Source organism: Nocardia vermiculata NBRC 100427, assembly GCF_001613265.1.
In the GTDB taxonomy this organism is placed as follows: domain Bacteria; phylum Actinomycetota; class Actinomycetes; order Mycobacteriales; family Mycobacteriaceae; genus Nocardia; species Nocardia vermiculata.
In genome coordinates this window covers 307263-333794 of record NZ_BDCA01000005.1, presented here as the reverse complement: position 1 = coordinate 333794, position 26532 = coordinate 307263, and the positions used below count along the sequence as shown (strand labels likewise).

At 65.9% G+C, this 26532-nt stretch carries 29 protein-coding genes and 2 tRNA genes; 13 read left to right on the top strand and 18 right to left on the bottom strand.

Going from position 1 to position 26532, the window contains the following annotated elements; translation table 11 throughout:
- Positions 1-137: 137 nt before the first annotated feature.
- Positions 138-746 carry a 3-isopropylmalate dehydratase small subunit gene (gene leuD / locus NV2_RS09600; RefSeq protein ID WP_067871179.1) on the bottom strand — a complete coding sequence of 203 codons (609 nt, stop codon included), beginning with the start codon at positions 744-746 and terminating at the stop codon, positions 138-140.
- 50 nt (positions 747-796) lie between these two features.
- The gene (gene leuC / locus NV2_RS09595) at positions 797-2221 is read right to left on the bottom strand and encodes a 3-isopropylmalate dehydratase large subunit (protein ID WP_067871178.1); all 1425 of its coding nucleotides are present in this window, start codon (positions 2219-2221) and stop codon (positions 797-799) included.
- Positions 2222-2503: 282 nt separating this feature from the next.
- Between leuC and NV2_RS09590 the strand changes: the two genes are divergently transcribed.
- Both NV2_RS09590 and NV2_RS09585 read left to right on the top strand, forming a co-directional pair.
- On the top strand, positions 2504-3229 hold the full coding sequence (locus NV2_RS09590; RefSeq protein ID WP_067871177.1) for an IclR family transcriptional regulator: 726 nt from the start codon (positions 2504-2506) through the stop codon (positions 3227-3229).
- A 34-nt stretch (positions 3230-3263) separates the two neighbouring features.
- A complete protein-coding gene (locus NV2_RS09585) occupies positions 3264-3764 on the top strand; it encodes a pyridoxamine 5'-phosphate oxidase family protein (RefSeq protein ID WP_067871176.1) in 501 nt (166 codons plus the stop codon).
- Positions 3765-3817: 53 nt separating this feature from the next.
- Here NV2_RS09585 and NV2_RS09580 read toward each other — a convergent pair.
- The 4 genes from NV2_RS09580 to NV2_RS09565 all read right to left on the bottom strand — a co-directional run bounded on the left by NV2_RS09580 (position 3818) and on the right by NV2_RS09565 (position 6485).
- Positions 3818-3890 (bottom strand) — tRNA-Glu (locus tag NV2_RS09580).
- A gap of 68 nt (positions 3891-3958) precedes the next feature.
- A tRNA-Gln gene (locus NV2_RS09575) sits at positions 3959-4030 on the bottom strand.
- A 209-nt stretch (positions 4031-4239) separates the two neighbouring features.
- A complete protein-coding gene (gene gltX, locus NV2_RS09570) occupies positions 4240-5697 on the bottom strand; it encodes a glutamate--tRNA ligase (RefSeq protein ID WP_067871175.1) in 1458 nt (485 codons plus the stop codon).
- Between the two features lie 14 nt (positions 5698-5711).
- A complete protein-coding gene (locus NV2_RS09565) occupies positions 5712-6485 on the bottom strand; it encodes a fumarylacetoacetate hydrolase family protein (protein ID WP_067871174.1) in 774 nt (257 codons plus the stop codon).
- Positions 6486-6648: 163 nt separating this feature from the next.
- On the opposite strand from NV2_RS09565, the gene NV2_RS09560 reads away from it, so the two are divergent.
- Together NV2_RS09560 and NV2_RS09555 are read left to right on the top strand one after the other, a co-directional pair.
- Positions 6649-7824, top strand: a complete 1176-nt coding sequence (locus tag NV2_RS09560) for an MFS transporter (RefSeq protein WP_067871173.1) — start codon at positions 6649-6651, stop codon at positions 7822-7824.
- A gap of 119 nt (positions 7825-7943) precedes the next feature.
- The gene (locus NV2_RS09555; RefSeq protein ID WP_067871172.1) at positions 7944-8498 is read left to right on the top strand and encodes a DUF8020 domain-containing protein; all 555 of its coding nucleotides are present in this window, start codon (positions 7944-7946) and stop codon (positions 8496-8498) included.
- Between the two features lie 140 nt (positions 8499-8638).
- Here NV2_RS09555 and NV2_RS09550 read toward each other — a convergent pair whose 3' ends face one another.
- The gene (locus NV2_RS09550; RefSeq protein WP_067871171.1) at positions 8639-9646 is read right to left on the bottom strand and encodes a 3-isopropylmalate dehydrogenase; all 1008 of its coding nucleotides are present in this window, start codon (positions 9644-9646) and stop codon (positions 8639-8641) included.
- A gap of 125 nt (positions 9647-9771) precedes the next feature.
- Here NV2_RS09550 and NV2_RS09545 point away from each other — a divergent pair, with 125 nt between their 5' ends.
- Positions 9772-10017: a hypothetical protein gene (locus NV2_RS09545; protein ID WP_067871170.1), complete on the top strand. Its 246-nt coding sequence runs from the start codon at positions 9772-9774 to the stop codon at positions 10015-10017.
- A 115-nt stretch (positions 10018-10132) separates the two neighbouring features.
- Here the strand turns inward: NV2_RS09545 and serA are convergent, their stop codons facing one another.
- The 6 genes from serA to NV2_RS09515 all read right to left on the bottom strand — a co-directional run bounded on the left by serA (position 10133) and on the right by NV2_RS09515 (position 15799).
- The gene (gene serA, locus NV2_RS09540) at positions 10133-11731 is read right to left on the bottom strand and encodes a phosphoglycerate dehydrogenase (protein ID WP_067871169.1); all 1599 of its coding nucleotides are present in this window, start codon (positions 11729-11731) and stop codon (positions 10133-10135) included.
- Between the two features lie 192 nt (positions 11732-11923).
- Positions 11924-12127 carry a cold-shock protein gene (locus tag NV2_RS09535; protein WP_067871168.1) on the bottom strand — a complete coding sequence of 68 codons (204 nt, stop codon included), beginning with the start codon at positions 12125-12127 and terminating at the stop codon, positions 11924-11926.
- A 572-nt stretch (positions 12128-12699) separates the two neighbouring features.
- Positions 12700-12909, bottom strand: coding sequence for a cold shock domain-containing protein (locus NV2_RS09530; RefSeq protein WP_067871167.1), 210 nt, complete (start codon positions 12907-12909; stop codon positions 12700-12702).
- 72 nt (positions 12910-12981) lie between these two features.
- Positions 12982-13764, bottom strand: a complete 783-nt coding sequence (locus NV2_RS09525) for an ATP-binding cassette domain-containing protein (RefSeq protein ID WP_067871166.1) — start codon at positions 13762-13764, stop codon at positions 12982-12984.
- Positions 13761-14819, bottom strand: coding sequence for an ABC transporter permease (locus NV2_RS09520; protein WP_210749393.1), 1059 nt, complete (start codon positions 14817-14819; stop codon positions 13761-13763). The genes NV2_RS09525 and NV2_RS09520 overlap by 4 nt, the downstream gene beginning before the upstream one ends.
- Before the next feature lie 11 nt (positions 14820-14830).
- Complete coding sequence (locus NV2_RS09515) at positions 14831-15799, bottom strand: sugar ABC transporter substrate-binding protein (protein ID WP_245662524.1); 969 nt, start codon at positions 15797-15799, stop codon at positions 14831-14833.
- A gap of 456 nt (positions 15800-16255) precedes the next feature.
- Here NV2_RS09515 and NV2_RS09510 point away from each other — a divergent pair, with 456 nt between their 5' ends.
- The 4 genes from NV2_RS09510 (at position 16256) to NV2_RS09495 (ending at position 18281) form a co-directional block, all read left to right on the top strand.
- Entirely contained in the window at positions 16256-16573 is a 318-nt protein-coding gene (locus NV2_RS09510) for a hypothetical protein (RefSeq protein WP_067871164.1), read from the top strand.
- 102 nt (positions 16574-16675) lie between these two features.
- Positions 16676-17164 (top strand): MarR family winged helix-turn-helix transcriptional regulator, encoded by a 489-nt coding sequence (locus NV2_RS09505; protein ID WP_067871163.1) that lies wholly within the window; start codon positions 16676-16678, stop codon positions 17162-17164.
- 107 nt (positions 17165-17271) lie between these two features.
- Positions 17272-17805 (top strand): carboxymuconolactone decarboxylase family protein, encoded by a 534-nt coding sequence (locus NV2_RS09500; RefSeq protein ID WP_084474229.1) that lies wholly within the window; start codon positions 17272-17274, stop codon positions 17803-17805.
- 59 nt (positions 17806-17864) lie between these two features.
- Entirely contained in the window at positions 17865-18281 is a 417-nt protein-coding gene (locus NV2_RS09495) for a PPOX class F420-dependent oxidoreductase (protein ID WP_067871161.1), read from the top strand.
- Between the two features lie 4 nt (positions 18282-18285).
- Here the strand turns inward: NV2_RS09495 and NV2_RS09490 are convergent, their stop codons facing one another.
- Positions 18286-19032 carry a TetR/AcrR family transcriptional regulator gene (locus NV2_RS09490; RefSeq protein WP_067871226.1) on the bottom strand — a complete coding sequence of 249 codons (747 nt, stop codon included), beginning with the start codon at positions 19030-19032 and terminating at the stop codon, positions 18286-18288.
- A 97-nt stretch (positions 19033-19129) separates the two neighbouring features.
- Here NV2_RS09490 and NV2_RS09485 point away from each other — a divergent pair, with 97 nt between their 5' ends.
- Positions 19130-19813 (top strand): hypothetical protein, encoded by a 684-nt coding sequence (locus tag NV2_RS09485; protein WP_067871160.1) that lies wholly within the window; start codon positions 19130-19132, stop codon positions 19811-19813.
- Positions 19814-19849: 36 nt separating this feature from the next.
- Here the strand turns inward: NV2_RS09485 and NV2_RS09480 are convergent, their stop codons facing one another.
- Positions 19850-20659, bottom strand: a complete 810-nt coding sequence (locus NV2_RS09480; protein ID WP_245662523.1) for an SAM-dependent methyltransferase — start codon at positions 20657-20659, stop codon at positions 19850-19852.
- Positions 20660-20814: 155 nt separating this feature from the next.
- Positions 20815-21696 carry a sterol desaturase family protein gene (locus NV2_RS09475; protein ID WP_084474225.1) on the bottom strand — a complete coding sequence of 294 codons (882 nt, stop codon included), beginning with the start codon at positions 21694-21696 and terminating at the stop codon, positions 20815-20817.
- 143 nt (positions 21697-21839) lie between these two features.
- Between NV2_RS09475 and NV2_RS09470 the strand changes: the two genes are divergently transcribed.
- Entirely contained in the window at positions 21840-22214 is a 375-nt protein-coding gene (locus NV2_RS09470) for a pyridoxamine 5'-phosphate oxidase family protein (RefSeq protein WP_067871158.1), read from the top strand.
- A 15-nt stretch (positions 22215-22229) separates the two neighbouring features.
- Here the strand turns inward: NV2_RS09470 and NV2_RS09465 are convergent, their stop codons facing one another.
- The gene (locus NV2_RS09465; protein WP_067871157.1) at positions 22230-22679 is read right to left on the bottom strand and encodes a MarR family winged helix-turn-helix transcriptional regulator; all 450 of its coding nucleotides are present in this window, start codon (positions 22677-22679) and stop codon (positions 22230-22232) included.
- Between the two features lie 59 nt (positions 22680-22738).
- Between NV2_RS09465 and NV2_RS09460 the strand changes: the two genes are divergently transcribed.
- Entirely contained in the window at positions 22739-23110 is a 372-nt protein-coding gene (locus NV2_RS09460) for a VOC family protein (RefSeq protein WP_067871224.1), read from the top strand.
- 86 nt (positions 23111-23196) lie between these two features.
- Here NV2_RS09460 and NV2_RS09455 read toward each other — a convergent pair whose 3' ends face one another.
- A complete protein-coding gene (locus NV2_RS09455; protein WP_067871156.1) occupies positions 23197-24348 on the bottom strand; it encodes a methyltransferase in 1152 nt (383 codons plus the stop codon).
- A gap of 350 nt (positions 24349-24698) precedes the next feature.
- On the opposite strand from NV2_RS09455, the gene NV2_RS09450 reads away from it, so the two are divergent.
- A complete protein-coding gene (locus NV2_RS09450; RefSeq protein ID WP_084474223.1) occupies positions 24699-26285 on the top strand; it encodes an HNH endonuclease signature motif containing protein in 1587 nt (528 codons plus the stop codon).
- Positions 26286-26532: the final 247 nt, after the last annotated feature.

Below are 26532 nucleotides of genomic sequence, written 5' to 3'. Positions count from 1 at the left end.
TGGCCCGTCGTCGGACCGACTAGGTACCACGGTAAACCCTGAATGGGCAAGAGTCTATGTGCCACGCCAAATTTCATGTGGCGTGGCACACGCGCAGCAACCTCGATTGGTTGCTCTCAGCTAACGCTCGAGACTCTTTAGGCCGGTGAAATAGGCTCCGGAATGGTGATCGGTTTCCAAGCCGGCCTTGTCTTTTCGAACTGCCCGATCGCGTCGGCGCGCCGAAGTGTCAGTCCGATGTCGTCCAGGCCTTCCAGTAGCCGCCACCTGGTGTAGTCGTCAATATCGAAGGGCAACACGGTGGTTCCAGCGGCCACAGTGCGCGCCTCGAGATCGACGATCAATTCCAGCCCAGGGTGTTCTTCGATCAACTTCCAGAGCAATTCGACATCATGTTGTGACATCTGCGCGGCCACCAAGCCACCCTTACCGGCGTTGCCCCGGAAGATGTCGGCGAAGCGTGAAGAGATCACCACGCGGAAGCCATAGTCCATCAACGCCCAAACGGCGTGCTCTCGTGACGATCCGGTACCGAAATCCGGGCCTGCCACCAGTACCGAACCCCGGTCGAACGGGCTGGTGTTCAGAATGAACGACGGATCCGAGCGCCAGGCCGCGAACAGGCCGTCCTCGAATCCCGTTCTGGTCACCCGCTTGAGATAGACGGCGGGGATGATCTGGTCGGTATCGACATTCGACCGGCGCAACGGCACGCCGATCCCCTTGTGCACCTTGAAGGCTTCCATGTCTGCTCCTGTGGTCCCTGTTGGTCGTGTGTACGGATATTTCCGGCCGGTCAGTTCAGGTCGGCCGGCGCCGACAAAGTGCCGCGGACCGCGGTCGCGGCCGCCACCAGCGGCGAAACCAGGTGGGTGCGGCCGCCTTTACCCTGCCGCCCCTCGAAGTTGCGATTCGACGTCGAGGCACACCGCTGACCGGGAGAAAGCTGATCCGGGTTCATCCCCAGGCACATCGAACAGCCGGCCTGACGCCATTCCGCGCCCGCCGCCGTGAAAATCTCGCCCAACCCCTCGGATTCGGCCTGTGCGCGCACCCGCATGGAACCGGGCACAATCAGCATCCGCACCCCATCGGCGACCTTACGGCCGTCCAGCACCTCCGCCACGGCGCGCAAATCCTCGATTCGACCATTGGTGCACGAACCCACGAAAACCGTGTCCACGGCGACGTCGCGCAGTGGAGTTCCCGCCTCCAATCCCATATAACTCAGCGCCTTCTCGGCGGACGCACGCTTGGTCTCGTCGAGGATCTCGGCCGGATTCGGCACCGAATCGCCCAGCGGGGCGCCCTGCCCCGGATTCGTGCCCCAGGTGACGAAGGGGGTCAGGGTGGAGGCATCGATATGCACCTCGGCATCGAATTCCGCACCGGGATCGGTCCGCAGCGCATCCCAGGCCGCCACGGCCGCATCCCACTGCTCAGCCTGCGGCGCATGCGGGCGCCCCTTCAGGAATTCGTAGGTGATCTCGTCGGGCGCCACCATGCCCGCCCGCGCACCGGCCTCGATCGACATGTTGCACATCGTCATCCGGGCCTCCATCGACATGGAGCGCACGGCCTCACCGCGGTATTCGAGGACATAGCCCTGACCGCCACCGGTGCCGATCTGCGCAATGACCGCCAGGATCACATCCTTGCTCGTCACGCCGGCGGGCAACGCACCGTCGATATTGATCGCCATCGTCTTGAACGGCCGCAGCGACAGCGTCTGAGTGGCCAGCACGTGCTCGACCTCGCTGGTGCCGATCCCCATCGCCAGCGCACCGAATGCGCCATGGGTCGAGGTGTGCGAATCACCGCATACGACGGTCGTACCCGGCTGCGTCAGGCCCAGCTGCGGACCCACCACATGCACAATGCCCTGCTCGATATCGCCCATCGGATACAACCGCACCCCGAATTCGGCGCAATTGCGACGCAGCGTTTCCACCTGAGTGCGCGAGACCGGATCCGCGATCGGTTTATCGATGTCGACGGTCGGCACATTGTGGTCCTCGGTCGCGATCGTGAGATCGGGCCGGCGCACCGGACGACCCGCAGCCCGCAGCCCGTCGAACGCCTGCGGACTCGTCACCTCGTGCACCAGATGCAGGTCGATGTAGATGAGATCGGGCTCGCGCTGCGCCCCCTCACCCTCACCTCGCACGACGACATGCTGGTCCCACACCTTCTCCGCCAGCGTGCGTGGCCGTTCAGCCATTGCTGTACTCCTTAACTTCGGCGGCGGCTTCGCCACCGCGGGTTTGCGGCCCCCTGGGCCTCGATTTTTCACTCCTCCGCTCAGTCGCTGCGCTACCTCGCTCCGTCGCTGCAAAATCGAGGCGGGCCGCAAACCTTGGGGGTGGGCTGACTACGAGTCCAGTGGCTGTGGGGCCGGGGTTGTGACACCCGGGTTGTTGTGCAGTGTTGTGCGAACGTCCGCCTCGTCGGCTACCGGGTTGCAACTTGCGTTTCCCACTATGCGAGACGCTAATATCGTTCTATGAGACAGCATAGCGGTATCGGAGTGCTCGACAAAGCCATGGCGGTCCTGCACGCGGTCGCCGAACAGCCCTGTGGCCTCAATGAGCTGTGCGCACGTACCGGACTGCCGCGGGCTACCGCCCACCGCTTGGCCGTCGGCCTGGAGACCCATCGGATGCTCGCGCGCGATCCCGCCGGATCCTGGCGCCCCGGACCGGCACTGTCGGAACTCGCCACCACCGCCGTGGATCCACTTCTCGACGCTGCCGCAGTCATCCTGCCCCGGCTACGTGAGATCACCGGGGAGAGTGTGCAGCTCTACCGGCTCGACGGTCACTCCCGCATCTGCGTCGCCGCGCTGGAACCCACCTCGGGTCTGCGCGACACGGTACCGGTCGGCGCCCGGCTGCCGCTCACCGCCGGATCTGCGGCGAAAGTATTGCTGGCCTGGGCAGATACAGAACTGCAGCAGAGCGTCATCAGTGACGCGGTCTTCGGCGAACGCGCACTGGCGGAGGTCCGGCGTCGCGGCTGGGCGCAGAGCGCGGCGGAACGATCGGCCGGTGTGGCCAGTGTCTCCGCACCCGTTCGCGACGGGGCCGCCCAGGTCGTGGCCGCGGTCTCGGTGTCCGGTCCGATCGACCGGATGGGCCGGCGCCCGGGTGCCCGCTGGGCCGCCGATCTCGTCGCAGCCGCGGATGCCCTGCACAAACGGCTCGGAGCACCGGTACCCAGCGAGATGTGATTCCGGCCATACGCCGTAAAGTATCGTGACCCGCATGGGAGTGAACCAACGCGCACAGATCGTGATGTCCGATACGGAGATCACAGAATTCCTGGAACGCAGCCGCATCATCACACTGGCATCGCTGAGCAAGAACGGCACACCGCACCTGACCGCCATGTGGTACGGCCTGATCGACGGTGAGATCTGGTTCGAGACCAAGGCCAAATCCCAGAAGGCCGTGAATCTACGGCGCGATCCCCGCATCACCGTCCTGGTCGAGGCCGGCGACACCTACGACCAGCTGCGTGGCGTCTCCATCGAGGGCCGCGCGGAGATCGTCGACGACGCCGAGGCGCTGTTCAAGGTGGGTGTCAGCGTCTGGGAGCGCTACACCGGGCCCTACACCGAGGAAATGCGGCCGATGGTGGAGACGATGCTGGCCAAGCGCATCGCGATCCGCGTCGTGCCCGAACGAGTCCGCAGCTGGGACCACCGCAAGCTGGGGATGCCGGAAATGCCGCCCGGTGGCTCGACCTGGCCTGTCCAGGACTGACAGCCGCACAGAAAAAGAGCCCTCCAGCTGTTGCCGGAGGGCTCTTCACGTTGTAGCCCCGACGGGATTTGAACCCGCGCTACCGCCTTGAGAGGGCGGCGTCCTAGGCCGCTAGACGACGGGGCCAGAGGACACGCTCATCTGCTTCCACCGAGCGATCGAACGACCAGTGGAAGCAGAATCGACATTCTCCGCTGGGGTACCAGGACTCGAACCTAGAATGGCTGAACCAGAATCAGCTGTGTTGCCAATTACACCATACCCCAATGACCTGGGCTTTCGTCCTCTCCCCTCGCGGTTCGAGGCCCTCGTTCCCGGCCGAGAAGAAGAGTACCAAACCTCTACTGTATTTATACAAATCGGCTGGTCAGACGGGGTAAAGTGCGGGTTTTCCGGGCGCCGTGGCGAATCCGGGACCCGCACGCGGTCGGCGGCGGCCCCGGCATGCACCGAAACCATCCGCCGACCGGCCGAGTCACGCCAGGGCCGCGCGCAGCCGCCGCATGGTCACCGAACGCCCGAGCAGCGCCAGCGACTCGTACAACGGTGGGCTGATATGCGACCCGGTCACCGCCACCCTTACCGGACCGAACGCCTTACGCGGTTTGAGCCCCAGATCGTCCACCAGAGCCTTTTTCAGCGCCTCCTCGAGCGCCTCCGGCGTCCACTCCGAAACACCGTCCAGCGCCGCCACGGCGGCCTGCAGTACCGGAGCCGATTCCGGCCCCAGGTTCTTTGCCGCCGCGGCCTCGTCGACAACGAACTCCGAATCCGGAATGAACAGAAACTTCAATAGGCCCCACGCATCACCGAGTACGACGATGCGCGTCTGCACCAACTCCGCCGCAGAAGCGAATACTCGCTCATCCACTTCCGCACCGATGTGACCGTGCGCCGTCAGGAACTCCCGCAACCTATGGGCGAAATCTCCGGGCTCCAGCAATCGAATGTGTTCGGCGTTGATCGCATCCGCCTTCTTCTGGTCGAAGCGGGCCGGATTCGAATTTACTTTCGATATGTCGAAGGTCTCCACCATCTCTGCCATCGAGAAGACATCACGATCGTCGGTGAGGCTCCATCCGAGCAAAGCAAGATAATTCAGCAAACCTTCAGGAATGAACCCGCGATCCCGGTGAACGAACAGATTCGACTCCGGATCACGTTTCGACAACTTCTTGTTGCCCTGCCCCATCACGAACGGCAGATGACCGAACTCAGGAGTGAAATCGGCCACCCCGATCCGTTGCAGTGCCGCATAGAGCGCAAGTTGCCGTGGAGTAGAGGAAAGCAGATCCTCACCGCGCAACACATGTGTGATTTTCATCAATGCGTCGTCGACCGGATTCACCAGCGTATAGAGGGGATCGCCGGTGCCGCGGGTGAGTGCGAAGTCGGGCACCGTACCCGCCTTCGCGACGATTTCGCCGCGCACCAGATCGTTCCAGACCAGATCCTGATCCGGCATCCGCAGCCGCACCACGGCGCCGCGTCCCTCGGCCTTGTGGGCGGCAATCTGCTCGGCGGTCAGCTCACGATCGAAGTTGTCGTAACCGAGCTTCGGATCGCGCCCGGCGGCCCGGTGACGGGCCTCGACTTCGTCTGGCGTGGAGAAGGACTCGTAGGCTTCTCCCGCCTCCAGCAACCGCGCGACGACATCGAGATGAAGTTCGCGACGCTGCGACTGGCGGTACGGTTCATAGGGCCCACCGACCTCCGGCCCCTCGTCCCAGGTAAGTCCCAGCCACCGCAATGCATCCAGGATTGCTTGGTAGGAATCCTCGGAATCGCGTGCGGCATCGGTGTCTTCGATACGGAAGACGAAGGTGCCACCCTGGTGGCGAGCGAACGCCCAGTTGAACAGTGCGGTCCGAATCAGGCCGACATGCGGCGTACCGGTGGGTGACGGACAGAAGCGGACCCGTACGTCAGTCATTTTCCTTCTCTCGATCAGCGTTTGGCGGCAACGGGATTGGTGAGGGTGCCGATACCCTGGACCGTCACCGATACGGTTTGCCCATCGGTCATCGGTCCTACACCCTCGGGCGTACCGGTGAGAATGACATCGCCAGGCAACAGTGTCATCACCCGGGTGACCCATTCGATCACCTTCGGAATATCGTGCAGCAGAAGTGAAGTCCGGCTGCGTTGCCGCACCTCACCGTCGAGCTCGGTCGTGATCTCGAGGTCGCCCGGATCGAGCTCGGTCTCGATCCACGGCCCCAGCGGGCAGAAGGTGTCGTACCCCTTGGCTCGGGTCCACTGACCGTCGTGGCGTTGTTCGTCGCGGGCGGTGACATCGTTGGCGATGGTGTAGCCCAGCACGACGTCGGCGGCCCGGGCGGCAGGAACGTCCTTGCACGGCCGGCCGATCACGATTGCCAGTTCGCCCTCGTACTCGACCTGTGAAGAGCTGGGCGGCAACATGATCGGCAGGTTGGGGCCGACGATCGAAGTATTCGGCTTGAGGAAGATCACCGGATCCTCGGGCGCCTCCCCGCCCATCTCCGCGGCGTGCGCGGCGTAGTTCTTGCCGACACACACGACCTTGCTGGCGAGAATCGGAGCCAGCAGTCGCACATCGGCCAGTGGCCACGTGCGGCCGGTGAATGTCGGTGTTCCGAACGGATGCTCGGCGATCTCACGAGCGATCTCGGCGGAACCCTCGGTTTCGATGCTCACGAACGCGACCCCATCGGGGCTGGCAACACGACCTAGACGCATGGATGGAGTCTATCCACCCACCGACACCCGGCCGACCACCCGGTCTGCGACCGGCAGCTGTGACCCATTCCGCGTTGCGGTGACCTCGCATCCTGGGTGTACGGTACAAATCTGTTCACAGAATAAGATTTGTGTCCCAATATATGAGATCGAGGTGAGGGAGATGGCCACCATGACACAGCGGCGCACGCCCCGGCGGTGGACCATGCTCGGCCTCGGAGTGTTCGCACAGAGTTCCTGTGCCGTCATGGTGCACGGCACGCCTTTCCTGCTGCCCGCCCTGACCGGCCGCGGCATGCCGCTGCCCACCGCGGGCCTGTTGGTGGCCATGCCGACCGTCGGCATGGTCTGCACGCTGATCGCTTGGGGCTATCTGATGGACCGCATCGGGGAACGTGCGGTTCTGGTGGCCGGCCCGGCGCTGATGTGCGCCGCGGGTGTGGCAGCGGCCACCGTGACCGATTACGCCGTACTGGGATTGCTGTTGTTCCTGGCCGGAATCGGCGCCGCCAGCACGAACGGTGCCAGCGGACGCGTCATCGTGGGCTGGTTCCCGCCGCAGCAGCGCGGGCTCGCGATGGGTATCCGCCAGGCCGCCCAGCCGCTCGGGGTCGCGATCGCGGCGCTGTCCATCCCGGCAGTTGCTGCAGCACACGGGTTTTCCACCGCGATTCTGGTACCGGCCGTCATGGCCGGCGGGGCGGCCCTGGGGTGTCTGATCGGCATCGTCGACCCGCCGCGAACGGCCGGCGCCGGTCCGCATCCGGACAACCCCTACCGGGGCGAGTCCACCTTGTGGCGTATTCACGGGGTGTCGATCCTGCTGGTGATTCCGCAAGCCACGCTGTGGACCTTCGCGCTGCTGTGGCTGAACCGCGACGCCGGGCTGTCGCTGCCGGTCGCCGGCGCAATAGTGACATGTACGCAGCTGCTGGGTATCGCCGCCCGGATCGGCGCCGGAAGCTGGTCCGACCGGGTCGGCAGCCGGCTACGCCCGCTGCACACCGTCGCGATCGCGGCCGTGATCTCGATGACGGCCCTGGCCGGCGCGGCCTGGTTGCACTGGTGGTGGGCGGCGATCCCGATCCTGTTCGCCGCATCGGCCATCACGGTCGCCGACAACGGCCTGGCCTTCACCGCCGTCGCCGAGATCGCGGGACCGTACTGGAGCGGACGTGGCCTGGGTATCCAGAACACCGGTCAGCATCTCGCATCCGCCGCTGTCGCACCGGTTTTCGGCGCCTTGGTCGCCGCGGCCGGATTTCCGATCACCTACATGGTGGCAGCGGTGACCGCCGCGGTAGCGATCCCGCTGGTGCCGGTGCGCAGCGGGCGCTGACGCCCCGGTCATGCGACGGAAGCTATTACTCACTGAGGCAATTAGACGGAATCTGCGTATTATTTGCGCGATCGGCTTTCCGTTCGATCAGAAGAATTTTTCCTGAAGAAGGACGAACCGTGTCAGTTTCGATTTCTACCCTCGGCCGCAGCATCGCTGTAGCCACGATCACCGCGGGCGCCGTGCTCATCGGCTCCGCGACGGCCGGTGCCGCGCCGGCCCCGGCTCCGGCGCCCGCCGCCCAGTCGCAGGTCACCACGACCACCGATGCGGACGCGCACTCGCTCACCGCCACTCTGGCGTCCGGACACTTCGTCGCCAACGAGGTCGCGCGGTCGATCGACATCACCGATGCCGCCGGTCAGGTCACCGAGTCGATCCCGCTGACCGCCGACGGCAGCGAGGTTCCCGTAGCCGCCGACATCAGCTCGGACGGCACCTCGGTGACGTTGAAGCAGATCGCCTTCACCGACACCGCCAACGCGCTGGTCAACCAGTGGGTGTGGGGCGTGCAGCACGGCGGAGCGGTCGGCGCCATCCTGGGCTGCCTGCTCGGCTTCTGGTTCTTCGTCGTCCCCGGTTGCGCGATCGGCGCGGCCATCGGTGGTGCCGTCGGCAGCCCGAACAGCGGCGAGATCAACGCCACTTTCTTCCGCCTGCTCAGCGGAAACTGATCGGCGAACAACACAACAGCCGCCGCAGCACCCGGTTCGGGGCTGCGGCGGCTGTGTGCGTATCGAGTGCTACGCGACGCGGGCGTACTCGGGTGCGACGCGGGCTTGCGGGTCCGGCGCCGGGCCGGAGCGGGCGACGCTCAGACCGCGGCGGCGATCCGGTCGCCGATCTCGACCGTGGACGCGGTGCCGGTGCGCGCTGCGAGATCCTTGGCGATCGCAGCCTCGATCCGTGCGGCCTCGTCGGTCTTGCCGAGGTGGTTGAGCAACAACGACACCGACAGGATCGCGGCGGTCGGATCGGCCTTGGACTGGCCGGCGATATCGGGAGCGCTACCGTGCACCGGTTCGAACATGCTGGGGTTGGTGCCGGAGGCGTCGATATTGCCGGAGGCGGCCAGGCCGATTCCGCCGGACACCGCGGCAGCCAGGTCGGTGATGATGTCGCCGAACAGGTTGTCGGTGACGATGACGTCGAAACGCCCCGGATCGGTGACCATGTGGATGGTCGCGGCGTCTATGTGCTGATAGGCGGTCTCGACGTCGGAGTATTCGGCACCGACCTCGTCGACCGTGCGCTTCCACAGCGAACCGGCGTAGGCCAGCACGTTGTTCTTGTGTACCAGGGTGAGATGTTTGCGGCGGCTGCGCGCGGTCTCGAAGGCGTAGCGCACGACACGTTCGATCCCGAAGCGGGTGTTGGTGGAGACCTCGGTGGCGACCTCGTGCGGGGTGTTCACTCGAATCGCACCGCCGGTGCCGGTGTAGGGGCCCTCGGTGCCTTCGCGTACCACGACGAAGTCGATCTCCGGCTCACCGGCCAGCGGGCTGGTGACGCCCGGGAACAGCTTCGACGGGCGCAGGTTGACGTGATGGTCGAGTTCGAATCGGGTCCGCAGCAGCAGCCCGCGCTCGAGTACGCCACTGGGCACGGACGGGTCACCGATCGCGCCGAGCAGGATCGCGTCGTGCTGCTTCAGTTCGGGTAGCACGGTGTCGGGCAGGATCTCGCCGGTGGCATGGAATCGCTTGGCTCCCAGGTCGTATTCGGTCTTCTCGACGCCCGGGACCACCACATCGAGCACTTTGAGCGCCTCGGCGATGACCTCGGCACCGATACCGTCGCCAGGGATGACAGCGAGTTTCATGACAACAAAGCTCCGTTCGCAATGGGGGTCGGCGCCACGATAGCCGGTGCCCGCACAGCCCCTGCCACCAGGGCGAACGACTCCCAGCACGTGAGACGGGGCGAGCGCACCGGTAGTTTCGGGGCATGTTCGACAACCACCGACTCGAACGCAGGATCAACCGTCTCGAGCGCAAGCTGGACGCGATCATCGACCATCTCGGAATAGCCGAAGGCGGTGCGCTGCCCGGTTTTCCGGAGATCGACTACCGGCGGATCGACCAACTCCTCGTGCAGGGCAAGAAGATCCAGGCGATCAAGGTCTATCGGGAGCAGGTTCCGGAGGCGAGCCTGGTGGAGGCGAAACGGGTGGTCGAAGCACGGGAGGGCTGAACGAGCCCGACCGACACGACGCGCCGCCCTCCACACCTCTCGGAGATGCGGACGGCGGCGCAACAGTCGTGTGCCGCAACAGCTCCCGGAGACCGTCATGGCTCCGGGAAGCCGGTCAGCTCAGGTCGACCTGGACCACCTTCGCCGCGCCGACCGCCTCGGCGATCGCGGAGCGCACATCGTCGGCGACGGCTTCGCTGACCCGCAGGATGACGGTGGCACCTTCCTGGTCGACGTCCTGGCTCAACTGCGCGGCCTGGATATCGACACCCGCTTCGCCGAGCTTGGTGCCGACCTTGCCGAGCGCGCCCGGACGGTCGTCGTAGTTCAGTACGGCCAGGTTCTGGCCCTCCGCCCGCATGTCGTAGTTGCGGCCATTGATATTGACGATCTTCTGTACCTGCTGCGGCTCGGTCAGGGTGCCTGCCACGTTCAGGGTGCGACCGTCGCCGAATACGGCCCGCAGGTCGACGACGCTGCGGTGGCTGGGGCTCTCGGGCACGGTGGTGACCGACGCCTCGATACCGCGCTCCTTCGCCAGCTGCGGTGCGTTGACAAAGGTGACCGGATCCTCGATCAATGCCGAGAAGATGCCGCGCAGAGCCGAGAGCTCCAGCACCGCAACCTGTTCGGAGGACAGCTCACCGCGCACCTGCACCTCGAGACTGACCGGCAGCTCGGAGGCCAGCGCACCCAGCAGCACACCCTGCTTACGCACGATCTCGAGCCACGGGGCGACCTCTTCGCCGACGGCACCGCCGGTGACGTTCACCGCTCCGGGGACGAACTCGCCGGCCAGGGCCAGCAGGACCGACTTCGCGACATCGGTGCCGGCGCGGTCCTGCGCCTCGGAGGTGGAGGCACCCAGGTGCGGGGTCACCACGACCTGCGGCAGCTCGAACAGCGGGCTGTCGGTGCACGGCTCGGTCTCGAACACGTCGAGTCCGGCGGCGCGCACCTGGCCGGAATTGATGGCGTCGGCGAGTGCCTGCTCGTCGACCAGTCCACCGCGGGCGGCGTTGACGATGATGACGCCGGGCTTGGTCAGCGCCAGCTTCTCCTTCGACAGCAGCCCCTTGGTCTCGGGTGTCTTGGGCAGGTGCACCGAGATCAGATCGGCACGGCCCAGCAGCTCGTCCAGGCTCAGCAGCTCGATACCCAGTTGGGCGGCGCGAGCCGGAGAGACATACGGGTCGTAGGCGACGATCTTGGTCTCGAAGGCCGCCAGGCGCGCCGCGAACAGCTGGCCGATGCGGCCCAGGCCGATGACGCCCACGGTCTTGCCGAAGATTTCCACGCCGTTGAACTTGCTCCGCTGCCACGTGTGCTCACGCAGGGTGGCGTCGGCGGCCGGGATCTGACGGGCCGCGGCCAGCATCAGGGTGACCGCGTGCTCGGCAGCAGTGTGGATGTTGGAGGTCGGCGCGTTGACGACCATGACACCGCGCTCGGTGGCGGCCGGTACGTCGACGTTGTCGAGTCCGACGCCGGCGCGGGCGACGATCTTGAGGTTCTTACCGGCGTCGAGCACCTCGGCATCGACAGTGGTGGCCGAGCGGACCAGGATCGCGTCGGCCTCGGGCACAGCGGCCAGCAGCTCGGGACGATTAGGGCCGTCGACCCAGCGAACCTCGACACCGTCACCGAGCGCATCGACGGTCGACTGGGCGAGCTTGTCGGCGATCAGAACAACAGGACGGCCATTTTGGCTCACGATTGGGCACTCCTGGAGGGAAAGGGTCGACATTTACCGCGCTCCAGCTTAATGGGCCCGGTTCCGCGCTGATGTACCGCCCGGTAGGCAGCTGCCCTCACACCGGCACCGGCCCTACCGCCACCGGACACACAGAAGGGCCCCGCACCTCGAAGGTGCGGGGCCCCAATGTAAGTCGTGATGTCAGGACGTTCAGAGAACGTTGACGCCCTGGGCCTGCGGGCCCTTCTGGCCCTGCCCGATCTCGAACTCCACGCGCTGTCCCTCTTCGAGAGAGCGGAACCCGCTGCCGTTCACAGCCGAGTAGTGCACGAACACATCCGGACCACCGTCATCTTGAGCGATGAAACCGAAGCCCTTCTCGCTGTTGAACCACTTCACTACGCCTTGCGCCATTTCATACCTTCTGTAGACGAGCCACGTCGACCAACTTGACGGTCGCCGCAGTCTCGTTGCTCCAGAGTGCCATGCCTCGGGGCCGTGCGCCACTGCCGTGTGACCGGCACCGCATCCACCGACCCGAACAGAGCGAAAATACACGTTTTCCGACCACCCGGCCGTGATAATTCCGTGATTGACGTCACCGCACTCGCGGCGACTTTTCCGAGCACGGCAGGAATCGGCCCGCACAATTCGGACACCGGAAAACGAGGCGACCCCGGACGCCATCGCCCGGGGTCGCCTCGAGGTCGTGTCACACGACCGAAGTCAGTGGTCAGCCACCGAAAGAGCCGGTCCACAGGGTGTCGACCAGGCCGTGGAAGGCTGCGCCGAAGGTGTGGAACAGTCCGCCCAGGGCAGCGCTACCGGTGTCGATGATCACGGGAATCATGAATTACCTCTTCGCATTCTTGTCTGTCGTTTCAATGACAACCGGCTTATCGACGATCCACGCCGGCGCGTTAGCTCGGAAATACCCGAAAGTGATGCGCACTACAGCTGCGGCGTCACTGTGCCACGGCACACAGTTACCATCGCGGCGTGGTTCGCGCACCGGCCGCTTCGGGCCCGGCCTTGGTATGGCAAACCTCGAACTCCACCCGCTGCCCCTGCTCCAATTGCCGGAAACCTTCGCCCTGAAGGGCGGTGTATTCGACGAAGACCTCCGGCCCACCACCGTCGGGGATTATGAAACCGAAGCCTTTCTGAATGTCGAACCACTTCACCGTGCCACGCAGCTCTACTCACCTACTTCTCGATGTCGGAAAGAGCCGAGGGTAGCCCGGGCCGCGCCGGAGCCCGCGACCGCCTCATTCCGGCTCGGAGCGGCGCAATTCGTGCTGCAACGCTTCCAGTTCCGCACCACCGGCCATCTGCCGGGTCAGCTCGGCCAGATCGATCTCGTCCTTGGCATAGCTGCCCAGCGCCGCACCACGGCGCAACAGCAGGAACCGATCACCGACGGGGTAGGCGTGATGCGGATTGTGCGTGATCAATACGACGCCCAGCCCACGGTCGCGCGCCTGCGCGACATAGCGCAGCACCACCCCGGACTGTTTCACGCCGAGCGCGGCGGTCGGCTCGTCGAGAATCAGCACTTTCGCGCCGTAGTGGACCGCGCGGGCGATGGCCACGCACTGCCGCTGACCACCCGACAACGTGCCCACCGGCTGCTCCAGGTCACGAATATCGATCCCCATATCCGACAGCGCCGCGCGCGTGATCCGCCGCGCGGTGCTGCGGTCCAGCAGCCGCAGCGGTCCCGCCCCGATCGTGGGCTCGGATCCGAGAACGAAATTGCGCCAGACGCTCATCAGGGGCACTACCGCGAGATCCTGGTACACGGTGGCGATACCGCGGTCCAGCGCCGCACGTGGTGAAGGGAACCTGGTCGGCTCCCCCTCGATCCGCAATTCCCCCGTATCGTGCTGATGCACCCCGGCCAGGATCTTGATCAGGGTCGATTTACCGGCGCCGTTGTCGCCGAGCACACAGACAACCCGACCCGGCTCGACGGTCATGGAAATATCGCGCAGGGCGACCACACCGCCGTAACTCTTTCCGATACCGACGGTCTCGATCAGTGCGGTCATCGGCGCAACCTTTCCGCTCGTCTCGCGAACGCGTTGTTCACCAGCACCGCGGCCAGCAGCAGGACACCCAGAAACAGCATGAACCAGTCGCTGTCCCAGCGCGCGAACACGATGCCCTGCCGGGCCATCCCGAAGATCAGTGCACCGATGGCCGCGCCGAGAACCGAGCCGAAACCACCGGTGAGCAGGCAACCACCGACCACCGCCGCGATGATGTACTGAAACTCCAGGCCCACGCCCTGATTGGCCTGCACGCTCGCGAAGCGCAGCAGATTGCAGGAGCCGACGATCCAGCCGGCGAAGGCGGTGCCCATGAACAGCAGGATCTTGGTACGGGCCGCGGGCACACCCACCGCACGGGCGCTGGGCAGCGAACCACCCACCGCGTAGATCCAGTTGCCGAACCGGGTGCGCACCAGCACCAGCACGGCCACCGCGGTGACCGCGATCCACCACAGCACCGAGGCCTGGATCCGGGCCTCTCCCAGATCGGTGGTGGCGGCGAATACCCATCCGGCCGATTCGTATCCGGACGCGGCACGGATACCCGACACCTGAACCGTTCCGGTGACCAGTCGCGTCACTCCCAGGTTGAGTCCCTGCAGGGCGAGAAAGGTTCCCAGCGTGACGATGAAGCTGGGCAGCCCGGTGCGCATCACTACCCAGCCGTTGAGCGCACCGACCGCGAGCGCGAAGACCAGCGAGACCGCCAGCGCCGCCCACACGTTCCAGCCCGCGTGCACCGCGAGCAGGGCCGTGACCAGGGCAGTGGACGCGGTCATCACACCGGCCGACAGATCGAACTCACCGCCGATCATCAACAACGCCACCGCAACCGCCATGATGCCGAGCGTGGAGGCGTCGTCGAGCCAGGTCGCCACGCCGAGCGCGCTGAGGAAGCGGTCGGTGATCATCGCGAAGAAGACGAATACCACCAGTGCGCCCAGCCCGGCCCCGAGCTCGGGCCGTGCGATCAGTCGCCGAAACATCGCATCGGGCGCCCGAGAGGAAGCCGTCGAGTCGGAAGTGACTGTGGTATTGCTCTTTTCACTCATCGCAGGCACTCCTACCGCGTCCCGCGGGCCACGAGTTCGGCGATCGCGTCGACGTTGTTCCGATCCACGAATGCGGGCCCGGTCTGCACGGGGGCGCCACCGCCCACCGTGTTGAGATTGCGCCGGTACAGCTGCAGCATCACCACCGGCAGATACCCCTGTTCGTACTGCTGCTGATCGACGGCGAACAGCAGCGAGCCGTTGCGAATCGCCTCCACCACATCGGGATTCAGGTCGAAGGTCGCGACCGATGCCCGCGCATGCGCTTCCCGGACTCCGTCCACGGCACGCGCCGCGATCTGCGAATTCAAGGTCAGCACCGCATCTATCGAATGATCTGCTTCCAGCGCGCCCTTGATCCGCGATTGCGCATCCGTCGGGTTGTTGATGTCGACCTGCAAGGTGGTGGCTCGGCCCGCGAACCCGTCGGTCGCGCCGGCGCAGCGCTGGTTGGCGCCGATATTGCCCGCTTCGTGGATGACGCAGAGCATCGTGGTCTTCCCGGCGTCGTGCAGCCGCCGCCCCGCCGCGGCGCCCGCCTGACGTTCGCTCTGCCCGACATGCCCGATCGCTCCGACCGCCGCCGACTCCGCCTCGCCGGAGTTTATGGTGACGACCGGAATCCCCGACGCCACAGCGTTTTCGACCGAGCGGCGCAGCGCCTGCGGATTGGCCATCGACACCACCAGTCCGTCGACATGCTGGGCCACCGCGTTGTCCACGAGTTTCGCCTGCTCCCCCGGATCGCCGGAGGAGTTGTATTCCACGGCGACGCCGAGATCCGCACCGGCCGCCTCCGCGCCGTTCTTCACGACATTCCAGAAGGCGTCACCGGGACTGCCGTGGGTGACGACCGCGACCGATTTCAAGGGTGTCGCCGCGACCGGTGCAGCGGTGGGTGATTCCCCCAGGTCGGCGCTCGGGCCGCTACATGCAGCGAAGGCGGCCGTCGCCGCCACGAGTATCGCGATACGGCCCATTCGACTCCGCCGCATGCGCGCGACAGGTGGAATTCGGGCCGGCGGGGCGGTCATCATGCCTCCGGACAGTCGACGGTGAAAGCCGGCGCTCGCCTGTTCGGCACAGCTGCGGCGCTCCCGATATTGAACACCACCCCGCTGTGCGCATGCGGGCAATATCCGGCCGCGTCGCGACGATGCGCACTCCGGCCGTGGCGTAGATGCGACGTCGGTGCGGACTTCTCAGTACTGGGCCCACCACCGCAATGCCGTCGGCGGGACAATCGATCAGGGTGGTGGACATGCGAGGCACCAGGGGCAGTGCGGTTCCGCGATCGTCGAATGCCGTTCCGGGACAACCCTGAGACTCCGTCAGCCCTGGGGTCGATTATTCCCTGAACCTCGTGCTCACCCCCGTGACGCGGTACCCGATCCGGGAGACACTGCGTACGGTGTAATCGATCGAAAGGATTCACAGTGATTTCCAGAACTGAAAAGGGCAGCAAGCGGACCGCGATGCGGCTCGCCGTGGCCGGCGTGATCGTCGCCGCGCCACTGGCCGTGCTGGCCGTTCCGGCGCAGGCCGAGACCGCCGCCACCCCGGCAGCGACCGAGGTCGCCCATCCCCGCGGCGGCCACCACGGCCACGGCAACTGGGACCGGCGCGGCGACCGTGGCCGCCACGGCAACTGGGACCGGCACCGCGGGTGGGACCGCCACGATCGCGGGCCGTGGGATCGCGGCTGGAACGGCTTCCGCCACATGGTTCCCCCGGGCGCCTTCGGCAGCAGCTAGTCCGCACCGCAGCTGATCGGCCCGATTCCCACACCGGTTTCGGGCCGTTCGCCGCGGTGGCCCGCTGGTCACCGCGAGGGCCGGCTCGCTAGTCTCGTCGACATGGTTGCCGGATCACACGGCGGTGCGCTCGACAGCCCCGGTTTCGAACTGCCACTGCTGCTGTTCGCCGGGTTCCGATCGCTGATCGACGAACTACATGCCGAGCTCGCCGTGCGCGGCCATCGGCAGCTGCGCCCCGCCTACGGATTCGCCATGCAGGCGATCGGTCCCGACGGTGCCACCGCCAGCGAGATCGGCCGCAGCCTGGGCATATCCAAGCAGGCGGCCGGTAAGACGGTGGACAAGCTCACCACACTGGGATATGCCGAGCGCGGTGCGGATCCGCGCGATGCCCGCCGCAAAGTTGTTCGCCTGACCCCACACGGGATGGACGCACTCCGGCAATCGGCCGAGATCTTCGACCACCTTCGTATGCGCTGGATGAACGAGCTCGGCGCCCAGCAGGTGCGCGATATGGAGTACGGCCTGCGCAGGATGGTTCCGCCGGAGTCGTTCCGACTCGACGTCGCCGGCTGGTTCGGCGACTGAACAGCACTCCCTGAAGTAGCCCGGAACAAGCAGGCGCCATGGTTGCCATACAAGACAACCCGGTTTACCTTAATAGACAACTTGGTTGTCTATTAGAACGGCTCCCCATGCACTTCCCGGTCCATACCATCGACTCCGCACCCGCCGACGCCCGCCGAGCAATGACGGCAAGCGCCGCCCGCCTCGGCCACCTCCCCGACGCCGTCGCACAGATGGCGACCTCACCCCGGCTGCTCGACGGATTCCTGAAGATGAGCGCCCTGTTCGAGACGGCCACGCTGGACCAACTGTCTCGCGAGGTGCTGATCATGACGGTCGCGACCCGTAACGAATGCCATATCTGTATCGCCATGCACACCGCGAAACTCACGGACCTGCGCGCCGATCCCGAGGTGATCAGTGCGTTGCGCGACCAGCGCCCGCTGCCCGACCCGCGATTGGCCGCACTGCAGGAATTCACCCTGGCCGTCCTGGATACCGCGGGCGGCGTGTCCGACGAGCAGCTGGACGCATTCCACCGGCACGGCTACACCGCGGAGCAGGCGCTCGAGGTCGTCCTGGGAATCGGCACGTACACCCTGTCCACCCTCGGTAATCGCCTCACCCGAGCACCTCTCGACCCCGCCCTCGGCGGCCCGTAGGGCAGCCCACGACGAACAGCCTTGACCTCGAGTCGACTTCAGGTTCTACGCTGACCCGCATGACCTTCACCCCAGCCGAAAGCGCTTATCTGGCATCCCAACACCTGGGCCGATTGGCCACCGTCACCGCGGACGGCAAGCCACAGATCGTCACGGTGGGGTTCCGGATCAACGAGGACGCAACCATCGATATCGGCGGTCCGACCCCGACCCTTCAGCGATACCGCAATGTCCGCGCGAACCCCCACGTGAGCCTGGTGATCGACGACATGACACCGAACGACCCCAACGAGCTGAAACCCGGCTGGGGTCGCGGCGTGGAAATTCGCGGAACCGGCGAGATTCTCGAGGTGGAGACACCACCGGTGAATCCGGAGTGGTTCTCGCACACAGTTATTCGGGTGCACGCGAACCGCATCCGAAGCTGGCACATCGATCCCGCCGATCCGGACGGGGGCGCCCGGGACGTGTCCTGACCACTCACCCGGCCGCCGCGGCAACAGCCGCCGCCACACCGTCGAGTACCAGTTCCAGCCCGAAGGCGATATCTCCGTCCGGATCGGCCGCGGGATCGATGTCGTCGAACAGGCCGGACGCCAGCAGTGCGGCCATCTCGGGCATCCGCTCCGGATCCACGAGGACACGAAGCGTGCGACCGTACTCACGCAGCAACTCGGCCTCGTTCATATTCGCCGCCGCCCTGCCTTGTTCGAGTTGCCGGCTGGTGACGAATGCCTCGCGCACGTAGCCACCGACCACCATGATGGCACCGACCTTCTCCTCCCAGCCCAGTGCCGTATCAGCCAGCGCGGCCAGGCCGGCATCCATCCAGGCCACACTGTTGGGACCACTGGGCGGTCCGGAGATCGGCAACTGCACGAGCCAGGGGCGGGCGCGATGTACCGCGAGCTGAGCCATCGCCCACGAGCGCAACGCCGGACGCCATAAGCCGGAGGAGCTTTCGGGTGGTGTTCCCAGCCCGGCGTCGGCCATCAGCACGAGCAGTTCCTCTTTGGATCCGATATGGCGGTACAGCGACATCGGCGTAACCCCCAGGGCTGCCGCGATCTTCGGCAGTGTCGCTCCCGCCAGGCCGTTGCGGTCGGCCAGCTGGACGGCCGTGCCCACTACCCGGTCGACATCGAGCGCAGCCGGACGGCCCAGCTTGGCGTCCGCGGGCAACCGCCACAGTCGAGCCAGGTGATCGGGGACCTTCCGGTCGGTCATGGTGGACATCCTGTCGTCGACGAATCAGCCTTCCGCAGTTTAGTATGGCGTTTATAGTATAAATGATATACTAACCATTGGCCTGGAAGGACATCGCGTGGATACCCCTACACTCCGCCGCACCGCCGGAATCGCGGCTACCGTCGGCGCCGCCCTCACTCTGGTCGAACTACCGCTCTACTTCGTCTACGAGGGTCCTCCGCCGGACTCGAACATCCTCGTCCGCGGCTATCTGGGCGTCCTCGGGATTCTCGGATTCGTCGTCTTCCTGTCCGCATTCGGCCACCTCATCAAGAGCGCCGACCGCCGATACGAATGGCTCGCCTCTCTGACCAGCACGGCCGGGCTGATGTGGACGACGATCGCCTTCGTCTCGATGGGCCTCGAGATCGGCGCCACGATCCAGGCACCCGATCCGATCGACCCGACCATCACGGTCTCGGGTACCTACGTCCTCTACGGCACCATCAGCAGACTGCTGACCGCGCTGTTCATGGCGACGGCGGCGATCGCGATCCTGCGCACCCACATTCTGCCGGTATGGGCCGGACGTACGGCCGCGGTACTCGCGGTCGTGAATATCGCGTTCACACCGTCGATGTTCTTCGGCAATACGCCGGCGAACTTCTACGCCGCCAACGGCTGGGGCACCACCGCGACCGCATCGGGTCTGATGATTCTGTGGTTGCTCGCGGTGGGAATCGCACTGCTGCGCCGACCGGCTCCGGACACCGGCACCCCGGCCATCGAGGAACAGACGCGAGCCGTGGCCGCACCGTAACCCGGTGCAGCCACGGAATCCCCCGTCGCGCGGATGTCAGACCTTCTTGCCGACCGCGCCGTAGAGCGACACCTGCTTGTCGTGACCTGCGGGGTGCTCGATGCCCTCGTTACGCCAGCGGTGGATGACCCGGACGCCGGGGTCGACCAGTTCCAGCCCGTCGAAGAACTTCTCGACCTCGGCCCGGGTGCGCGGGCGCACGGGGATCCCGCGGTCGATGTAGACCTGCAGCAGACGCGCCATCCCCTCGGGATCGTCGGGACCGTCGTCGAATTCGGTGGTCACATGCGACATCGCCAGGTACGAGCCCGGTGCGAGCGGTTCCATCAGCGTCCGAACCACCTCGTATACGTCGCCGGGTACGAAGTGCAGCAGTGCCATCAGCGACACCGCCACCGGCTGGGACAGATCCAGTGTCTCCAGCAGTTCCGGCGCCGAGAGAATGTCCGCCGGCTTCCCCGCATCGGCCTGGACGTAGGCCGTACGCCCCTCCGGGGAGCTCACCAGCAGCGCCCGCGCATGCGAGAGCACGATCGGATCGTTGTCGACGTAGACGACCCGCGCCTCCGGAGCCAGTTCCTGGGCGACCTGGTGCAGATTCGGTTCGGTCGGAATGCCCGTGCCGATATCGAGGAACTGGCGGACCCCCTGGCCGGCCAGGTAGCGGGTGGCATGGCGCATGAAGTCGCGGTTGGTGCGGGCGGTGACGCGGACTGCCGGGAACTCCTGCAGCGCCTTGTCACCGGCCTGACGATCCGCTTCGTAGTTGTCTCTGCCGCCGAGAAAGTAGTCGTACATCCGGGCCGAGTGCGGCACATCGGTGCGGAGGTCGATCGGACCGGACACGCAGATTCTCCTTGCAGATCGAAGTCGGTGAAGCCTCCCTACGAAGATATGCGGTAACCGGCGAGTACGCACCGAATCCATCGGAAAACCATTGCCACAGACCGGTTCTCCGACCTCCCGCACGGCCGTGCGACGCAGCGCGATCCAGTCGGGGATCAGGCCCGATCGGCGGCAGTCGCCCGCTCTCCCAGTCGATTCGGCGACCAGCCCGGTGGCGCGAAGACATAGCCCAGCCTGGCGCGGACACCGCGCGCACCCCGCACATCGCGAATGATGTTGCCGAACTCGTGATACTGCAACGTGAGCATGTTGTAGGTGCCGACCTGCTTGGTGAGCCCGTAGGTCGGGCGGTGCAACTCGGCCTGGAACGTGCCGAACAGGCGATCCCAGATGATCAGGATTCCGGCGTAGTTCTTGTCCAGATACTCCGGATCGCTCCCGTGGTGCACCCGATGATGCGAGGGAGTGTTGAAGATGTACTCGACCGGCCGCGGCAGCCTGCCGATCGCCTCGGTGTGGGTGAAGAATTGGTAGATCTGATTCAGCATGAACGCCACGTAGATCGTCCACGGCGAGAACCCCAGCAGTGCCAGCGGCGCCCAGAACAGCGCCTCCGACCATGGATTCCACTTCTGGCGCAGCGCGGTACCGAAGTTGAAGTACTCACTCGAATGATGGGCCTGATGCGCCACCCACCCGATCCGCACCCGGTGCGAGAACCGGTGGTTGCAGTACCAGGCGAGGTCGATCGCCACCATCAGCAGCAGCCAGCTCCACCAGGTGTCGGCGGGCAGATGCCAGGGCGCGGCGTAATGCCAGAGGAAGACGAACACCACCAGTGTCAGCACCTTGAACACCAGGGTGAACGCGAGCGAGATCAACCCCATCCCGATGCTGGTACGGGTGTCGCGAGCGAGATACCCCTTGGATTCGCCGTCGCCGCGCAGCGCGAAGATCTCGACGACGATCGACAGCACGAATACGGGAATCGCGTACAACACGGGGGTGTTGATCTGATGCCACACCTGCGACAGCATCGAGCCTCCTCGGAGCCTGATCCACATATTCCGGACCAAGCGGTCTCACTCGATGAGAAGATACCCGCGCGTAGCCGCATCCGGGAATTCGCAGATCTCCGGCAACCGCCCTGATCGGCCGCGCTGCGCCGTAAGCTCGAAACATGAATGCCGAGGTGCCACCGGCTGACCTCGCCGAGGCCGTCGCGGAGTTCGATCTCGCCTACCTCGTCACCGTGAGCGCGGAGACACTCCCGCACGTGGTGACGGTCGCGCCGGTGGCCAGCACCGGCACCCTCCAGGTCGCAGCACCCGGCCGTCACACCCGCCGCAATGTCGCCACCCACCCCGTGGTCACGCTGATATTCGCCGCACCCCGCCCGGCGGACTACTCACTGATCGTCGACGGCCGCGGCGTCCTCACCGACGACCACCTGATCATCACCCCCACCCGAGCGATCCTGCACCGGCCCGCGACACCGGCCCGCATCCCCGCCGCGGACGAGTGCGCCAACGACTGCCGCGAGATGCCATTGTGAGAACCCCGGCCGGTCCTATCGATCCGGCTGCGCCAGGGCTGCCACACACGCGGCGAGATCGGCCCGCAATCGCTGCTCGCGGGCGGCACCGAACCCGCCGAGCATCTGCCGTTCGACCTCGGCCACGGCACGACTGGCGGCCCGCAGTGCCCGCTCACCGTCAGCGGTGAGCCGGCTGGGCAGCGCACGCCCCCGCGTGGTCACCGACGGCCGCTCCAGCAACCCGCGCTCCTGCAATCCACGCAGCACCTGATTCATGGCCTGCCGGCTGACGAATGCGCCACGCGCCAACTCTGCGCTCGACAGCCCTTGTCGCTGACCGAGCAGCTCGAGACAGGCATATTGCGGCACAGTCAATTCCATGGGGCGCAGGACCGCGTCCATCCGCCCGCGTAACGCGGAGGCGGCCTGCTTGAGCGCATACCCCACCGACAGATCGACATCTCCGACGCCCTCTTGACCCATGTCAACATCTTGACATATCGTACCTATGTCAATGTCTTGACATGAAAGGATCCACGCCGATGACCGTCACCGGACCCGACTTCCTCGCCCTGCAGGTGCGCGATCTGAACCGCTCTGCCGACTTCTACCGAACCCACCTCGGCCTGCGTCAAGCTCCGAGCGGCCCGCCCGGCGCAGTCGTCTTCACCACCACCCCGATTCCCTTCGCGGTGCGCGAACCACTCCCCGGTGTCGATCTCGATTCCGCCGCACCGCGCCCCGGCACCGGCGTAGCGCTGTGGTTACACACCGACGACGCCCGCGCACTTCACGACCGGCTCGTTGCGGCGGATGTGCCGATCCTCACCCCGCCGGCACCGACCCCGTTCGGGCTCGCCTTCACCTTCTCCGATCCGGACGGATACGCGGTGACCGTGCACGACAATCCCTGACGCCGAATCATCTCGAGGGTCAGCGGCACCGCAGAGTTCCCCGGCTGCCGGCACCGAGAGAGTCATCAGGGTGAACAGCCTGCCGCTTATTCGGGCCGTGACGCTCGTGGCACCAGTCGTCGAAGGACCGTGCGCTCGAGCACCCGGGCGGCGTGCAGCGGATCGGCACGGTCGGTGGCACGCGAATGACGCGGTGCCGTCACATATTCCGCCACCACGTCGAGACCGGCACCGGCGATGCGGGCCAGGAGTTCCGCGCGCGTACGCAGGCCGAGATGTTCGGCCAGATCCGACAGGATCAGCCACCCTTCGCCGCCCGGCGTGAGATGGTCGGTGAGCCCGGTGAGGAAGCGATTGAGCACGTCGGACGCGGGGTCGTAGATGCCGAGTTCCAGGGTCGAGGTCGGCCGGCCCGGCAGCCAGGGCGGATTGCACACGATCAGGTCGGCGCGGCGGGTGGTATCGGGCCAGAGATCGGCCTGCACGGCTCGGACTCGATCGCCGAGGTCCAACCGGCGCATGTTCTCCTGCGCGCACCGCACGGCACGTGGGTTGATGTCGGTCGCCAGCACTTCCCGGGCACCGCGCCGGGCCAGCACGGCCGCGAGCACCCCGGTGCCGGTGCCGATATCGAAGACGACCGGGTGATCGTTCCCGTCCGGAAAGGGCGTGCGGGCGACGAGGTCGATGTACTCGTCGCGGGTGGGCGCGAAGACGGTGTACTCCGGGTACAGCCGGGCTCCCAGTTCGGCGATGTAGATCCCCTCGCGGTGCCACTCGTACGCGCCGACCACGCCGAGGATCTCGGGCAGCGAGACGAGCGAAACCCCCTGCGCCGGAGTGCCGTACGCATGCTCGCAGGCCGCACGGACGTCGGGTGCCCGGCGGAGGCGGATCGAGTGATCGGATTCCAGTACGATGACGATTTTCCCGAGCAACGCCGCGCGTTCCGACCGAGCCTGCCGATGGGCGTGAAAGAGCGCACCGAGGTCGCCGTCTTCCGGGTCCCGCAGCGCGCGCCGCCGTAGACGGCGGTCGATGGCTCGCGACAGTTGCCGCGCATTGTGGAAATCGCCGCTCCAGAGCAGCGTCGCGCCGGACCGGATCGACCGCAGCGCACCAGGTGCGGATATGCGGTCGTCGACCACCTCGATCCGGGCCGGTGCGGGTGTCGCGTTCGCCGAGCGCCAGAAGGCGTTGCGCCGGGTGCCGTTCTCGGTCCAGCTGACGGTATCCATGTCGTGCTCCCATGAAGGTCGAAGGGGTTTGTTTACCTACGACGCTTCGAAGGGGAGCAGGCCTGCTACCCGACGATCACATAGAAGGCAGCACGGCTCACTCCCGTGCCGAAGCGCGGGAGCAGCGGTCACCGACGACCATGCCCATATTCATGACAGGTCAGCTCCTTCCGATGCGGTACGCGGGCCAATCCTCGCACGACAGTCCGGGGCGGACTCTCTTCGAGGGGTACATCGTCCGCTGCGGAACACTCCCCGAACCGTCACAAAAGGTGCAATCGGTCGGTTGACCAGCATTTATGTCGATCATTGGGGTGTGCCACATAGGGGGATGCCGCTAGTATTCGAACATGCATTCGATGGGCGGGGAGCTTGCAGAGCCGGTTACCAGGCCACTACCGGCCGTGGTCACTGCGCTACTCGAACGCCCCCTCACTCCCCTGTCCGACGACGAGGTCGTGTCGATGCTGCGGGAAGTGGAAACCTGTACGCGGCAGTTGGCCGCCGTGCAGCATCGGCTGCTGATCGAAGCCGAGGAGCGTGCACTGCCCGCACGAGCGGGCCTGAAGACGGTGAAACTATTCTTGATGGAGACGCTGCGCTTGTCGAGCGCCGACGCCGGGAGCCGGGTGAACGCCGCGAAATGGGTCGGAACGTTCCACGACTTCGACGGGGAGCTGCGCGATGCCGAATTGCCTTGCACTGCTGATCTATTGAGCCTCGGCGAGGTATCCGTAGACCATGTGCGCGGTATCGCGAACGTGATGAACCGGGTGCCTCGCGGCGTGCCCGACGCCGATCGCGAAGCGGCCGAACAACTTCTGGCCGAGTTCGCGCGGTCGGGCTCCCCCGACGACATCGGCAAGGTCGGCGACCGGATCCTCGCCCACCTGGATCCCGACGGCCGCCTCACCACCGAACTCGACCGGGCACGCATGCGCGGCGTCGTCATCGGCAAACAGCGCCCCGACGGGATGTCACCACTGCGCGGCGATATCGACCCGGTACTGCGGGCATTGCTGGATCCACTCCTGGCGAAATACACACGGCCCGGCGTCTGCAACCTGGAAGATCCGAACAGCCCCACCGCGGACAGTGACTGGGTTGATCCCGCGGTACTGAAAGAGGCAGCCCGAGTCGACCACCGCAGTCCCGCCCAGCGCAACCACGACGCCCTGACCGCGATCCTGCAATCCGGTCTCGTCGCCGAGCGCCTGGGCCGGCATCGCGGGATGCCGGTCAGCACCGTACTCACCATCAAACTCGACGACCTCGACCGCGAGTCGGGCACCGCGACCACGGCCACCGGCGGTGTCGTACCGCTCCGCGAGGCCCTGAAACTGGCCGAACGGTCCCGCCCCTACCTGGCCGTATTCGACCACAACGGACTCCCGCTACATCTGGGGCGGATGAAACGCCTCGCCTCCCCCGCGCAACGCCTGGCGTTGATCGCTGCCCTGCGCGGCTGCTCTCGCCCCGGCTGCGATGCACCAGCCTCCCGCTGCGCAGTCCATCACGTCCGCGACTACGCCAAGGGCGGCCGCACCGACCTCGACAACCTCGTCCTCGCCTGCGACGCCTGCCACGCCCTGATCCACGACGGCCCCGGCGGCTGGAGCACGGTAACCGAAGACGGCCACGCCGCCTTCCCGGGCCGCACTGCCTGGGTCGCGCCCGAACACATCGATCCCAGTCGAACTCCCAAAGTCAACCACCGCCACCACGCCGACGAACTCCTCGCGGCGGTACTCACGCGGATCCATGCCCGCAACGAGAACGAACGCCGACAACGCCGGCGCGAGCACCATCGACCTCGGGCGCATTCCGTACCGCGGCCAGCCGACACAGGTGTGCCACGAACCCGAGCCTGCAACCAATCGCCGCGAACCAGCGGAAGCGGAAAACTCACCGCCAGTGAGGATGTCGATTCTGGCTGAGATACGCACCCCACTTCACGCCCTGTTCATATATTCTCATCACTGGGAATACCTGCACATGGCCGATTCTCGCGCACATAAGAAGAGAAGTAATTTCAGGTCACATAAATACGCGTCCCGCACACCGAATTCAACGGGGCGAGAGACCTGCCAATATCCGGGAATTACACGCTACTCAAGCCGGCCGGTGAGCCGGTCGTGAAAGCTGCTCTACCCCAGCCTCTCTCACGCTAAACACCGGAGGTCG

Bases quoted from the DNA above. Each gene is read 5' to 3' on its own strand.
- leuD (WP_067871179.1), bottom strand. From the start codon at position 746: ATGGAAGCCTTCAAGGTGCACAAGGGGATCGGCGTGCCGTTGCGCCGG.
- leuC (WP_067871178.1), bottom strand. From the start codon at position 2,221: ATGGCTGAACGGCCACGCACGCTGGCGGAGAAGGTGTGGGACCAGCAT.
- NV2_RS09590 (WP_067871177.1), top strand. From the start codon at position 2,504: ATGAGACAGCATAGCGGTATCGGAGTGCTCGACAAAGCCATGGCGGTC.
- NV2_RS09585 (WP_067871176.1), top strand. From the start codon at position 3,264: ATGGGAGTGAACCAACGCGCACAGATCGTGATGTCCGATACGGAGATC.
- gltX (WP_067871175.1), bottom strand. From the start codon at position 5,697: ATGACTGACGTACGGGTCCGCTTCTGTCCGTCACCCACCGGTACGCCG.
- NV2_RS09565 (WP_067871174.1), bottom strand. From the start codon at position 6,485: ATGCGTCTAGGTCGTGTTGCCAGCCCCGATGGGGTCGCGTTCGTGAGC.
- NV2_RS09560 (WP_067871173.1), top strand. From the start codon at position 6,649: ATGGCCACCATGACACAGCGGCGCACGCCCCGGCGGTGGACCATGCTC.
- NV2_RS09550 (WP_067871171.1), bottom strand. From the start codon at position 9,646: ATGAAACTCGCTGTCATCCCTGGCGACGGTATCGGTGCCGAGGTCATC.
- NV2_RS09545 (WP_067871170.1), top strand. From the start codon at position 9,772: ATGTTCGACAACCACCGACTCGAACGCAGGATCAACCGTCTCGAGCGC.
- NV2_RS09535 (WP_067871168.1), bottom strand. From the start codon at position 12,127: ATGGCGCAAGGCGTAGTGAAGTGGTTCAACAGCGAGAAGGGCTTCGGT.
- NV2_RS09525 (WP_067871166.1), bottom strand. From the start codon at position 13,764: ATGACCGCACTGATCGAGACCGTCGGTATCGGAAAGAGTTACGGCGGT.
- NV2_RS09520 (WP_210749393.1), bottom strand. From the start codon at position 14,819: ATGAGTGAAAAGAGCAATACCACAGTCACTTCCGACTCGACGGCTTCC.
- NV2_RS09515 (WP_245662524.1), bottom strand. From the start codon at position 15,799: ATGGGCCGTATCGCGATACTCGTGGCGGCGACGGCCGCCTTCGCTGCA.
- NV2_RS09505 (WP_067871163.1), top strand. From the start codon at position 16,676: ATGGTTGCCGGATCACACGGCGGTGCGCTCGACAGCCCCGGTTTCGAA.
- NV2_RS09500 (WP_084474229.1), top strand. From the start codon at position 17,272: ATGCACTTCCCGGTCCATACCATCGACTCCGCACCCGCCGACGCCCGC.
- NV2_RS09495 (WP_067871161.1), top strand. From the start codon at position 17,865: ATGACCTTCACCCCAGCCGAAAGCGCTTATCTGGCATCCCAACACCTG.
- NV2_RS09490 (WP_067871226.1), bottom strand. From the start codon at position 19,032: ATGACCGACCGGAAGGTCCCCGATCACCTGGCTCGACTGTGGCGGTTG.
- NV2_RS09475 (WP_084474225.1), bottom strand. From the start codon at position 21,696: ATGCTGTCGCAGGTGTGGCATCAGATCAACACCCCCGTGTTGTACGCG.
- NV2_RS09470 (WP_067871158.1), top strand. From the start codon at position 21,840: ATGAATGCCGAGGTGCCACCGGCTGACCTCGCCGAGGCCGTCGCGGAG.
- NV2_RS09465 (WP_067871157.1), bottom strand. From the start codon at position 22,679: ATGGGTCAAGAGGGCGTCGGAGATGTCGATCTGTCGGTGGGGTATGCG.
- NV2_RS09460 (WP_067871224.1), top strand. From the start codon at position 22,739: ATGACCGTCACCGGACCCGACTTCCTCGCCCTGCAGGTGCGCGATCTG.
- NV2_RS09455 (WP_067871156.1), bottom strand. From the start codon at position 24,348: ATGGATACCGTCAGCTGGACCGAGAACGGCACCCGGCGCAACGCCTTC.
- NV2_RS09450 (WP_084474223.1), top strand. From the start codon at position 24,699: ATGCATTCGATGGGCGGGGAGCTTGCAGAGCCGGTTACCAGGCCACTA.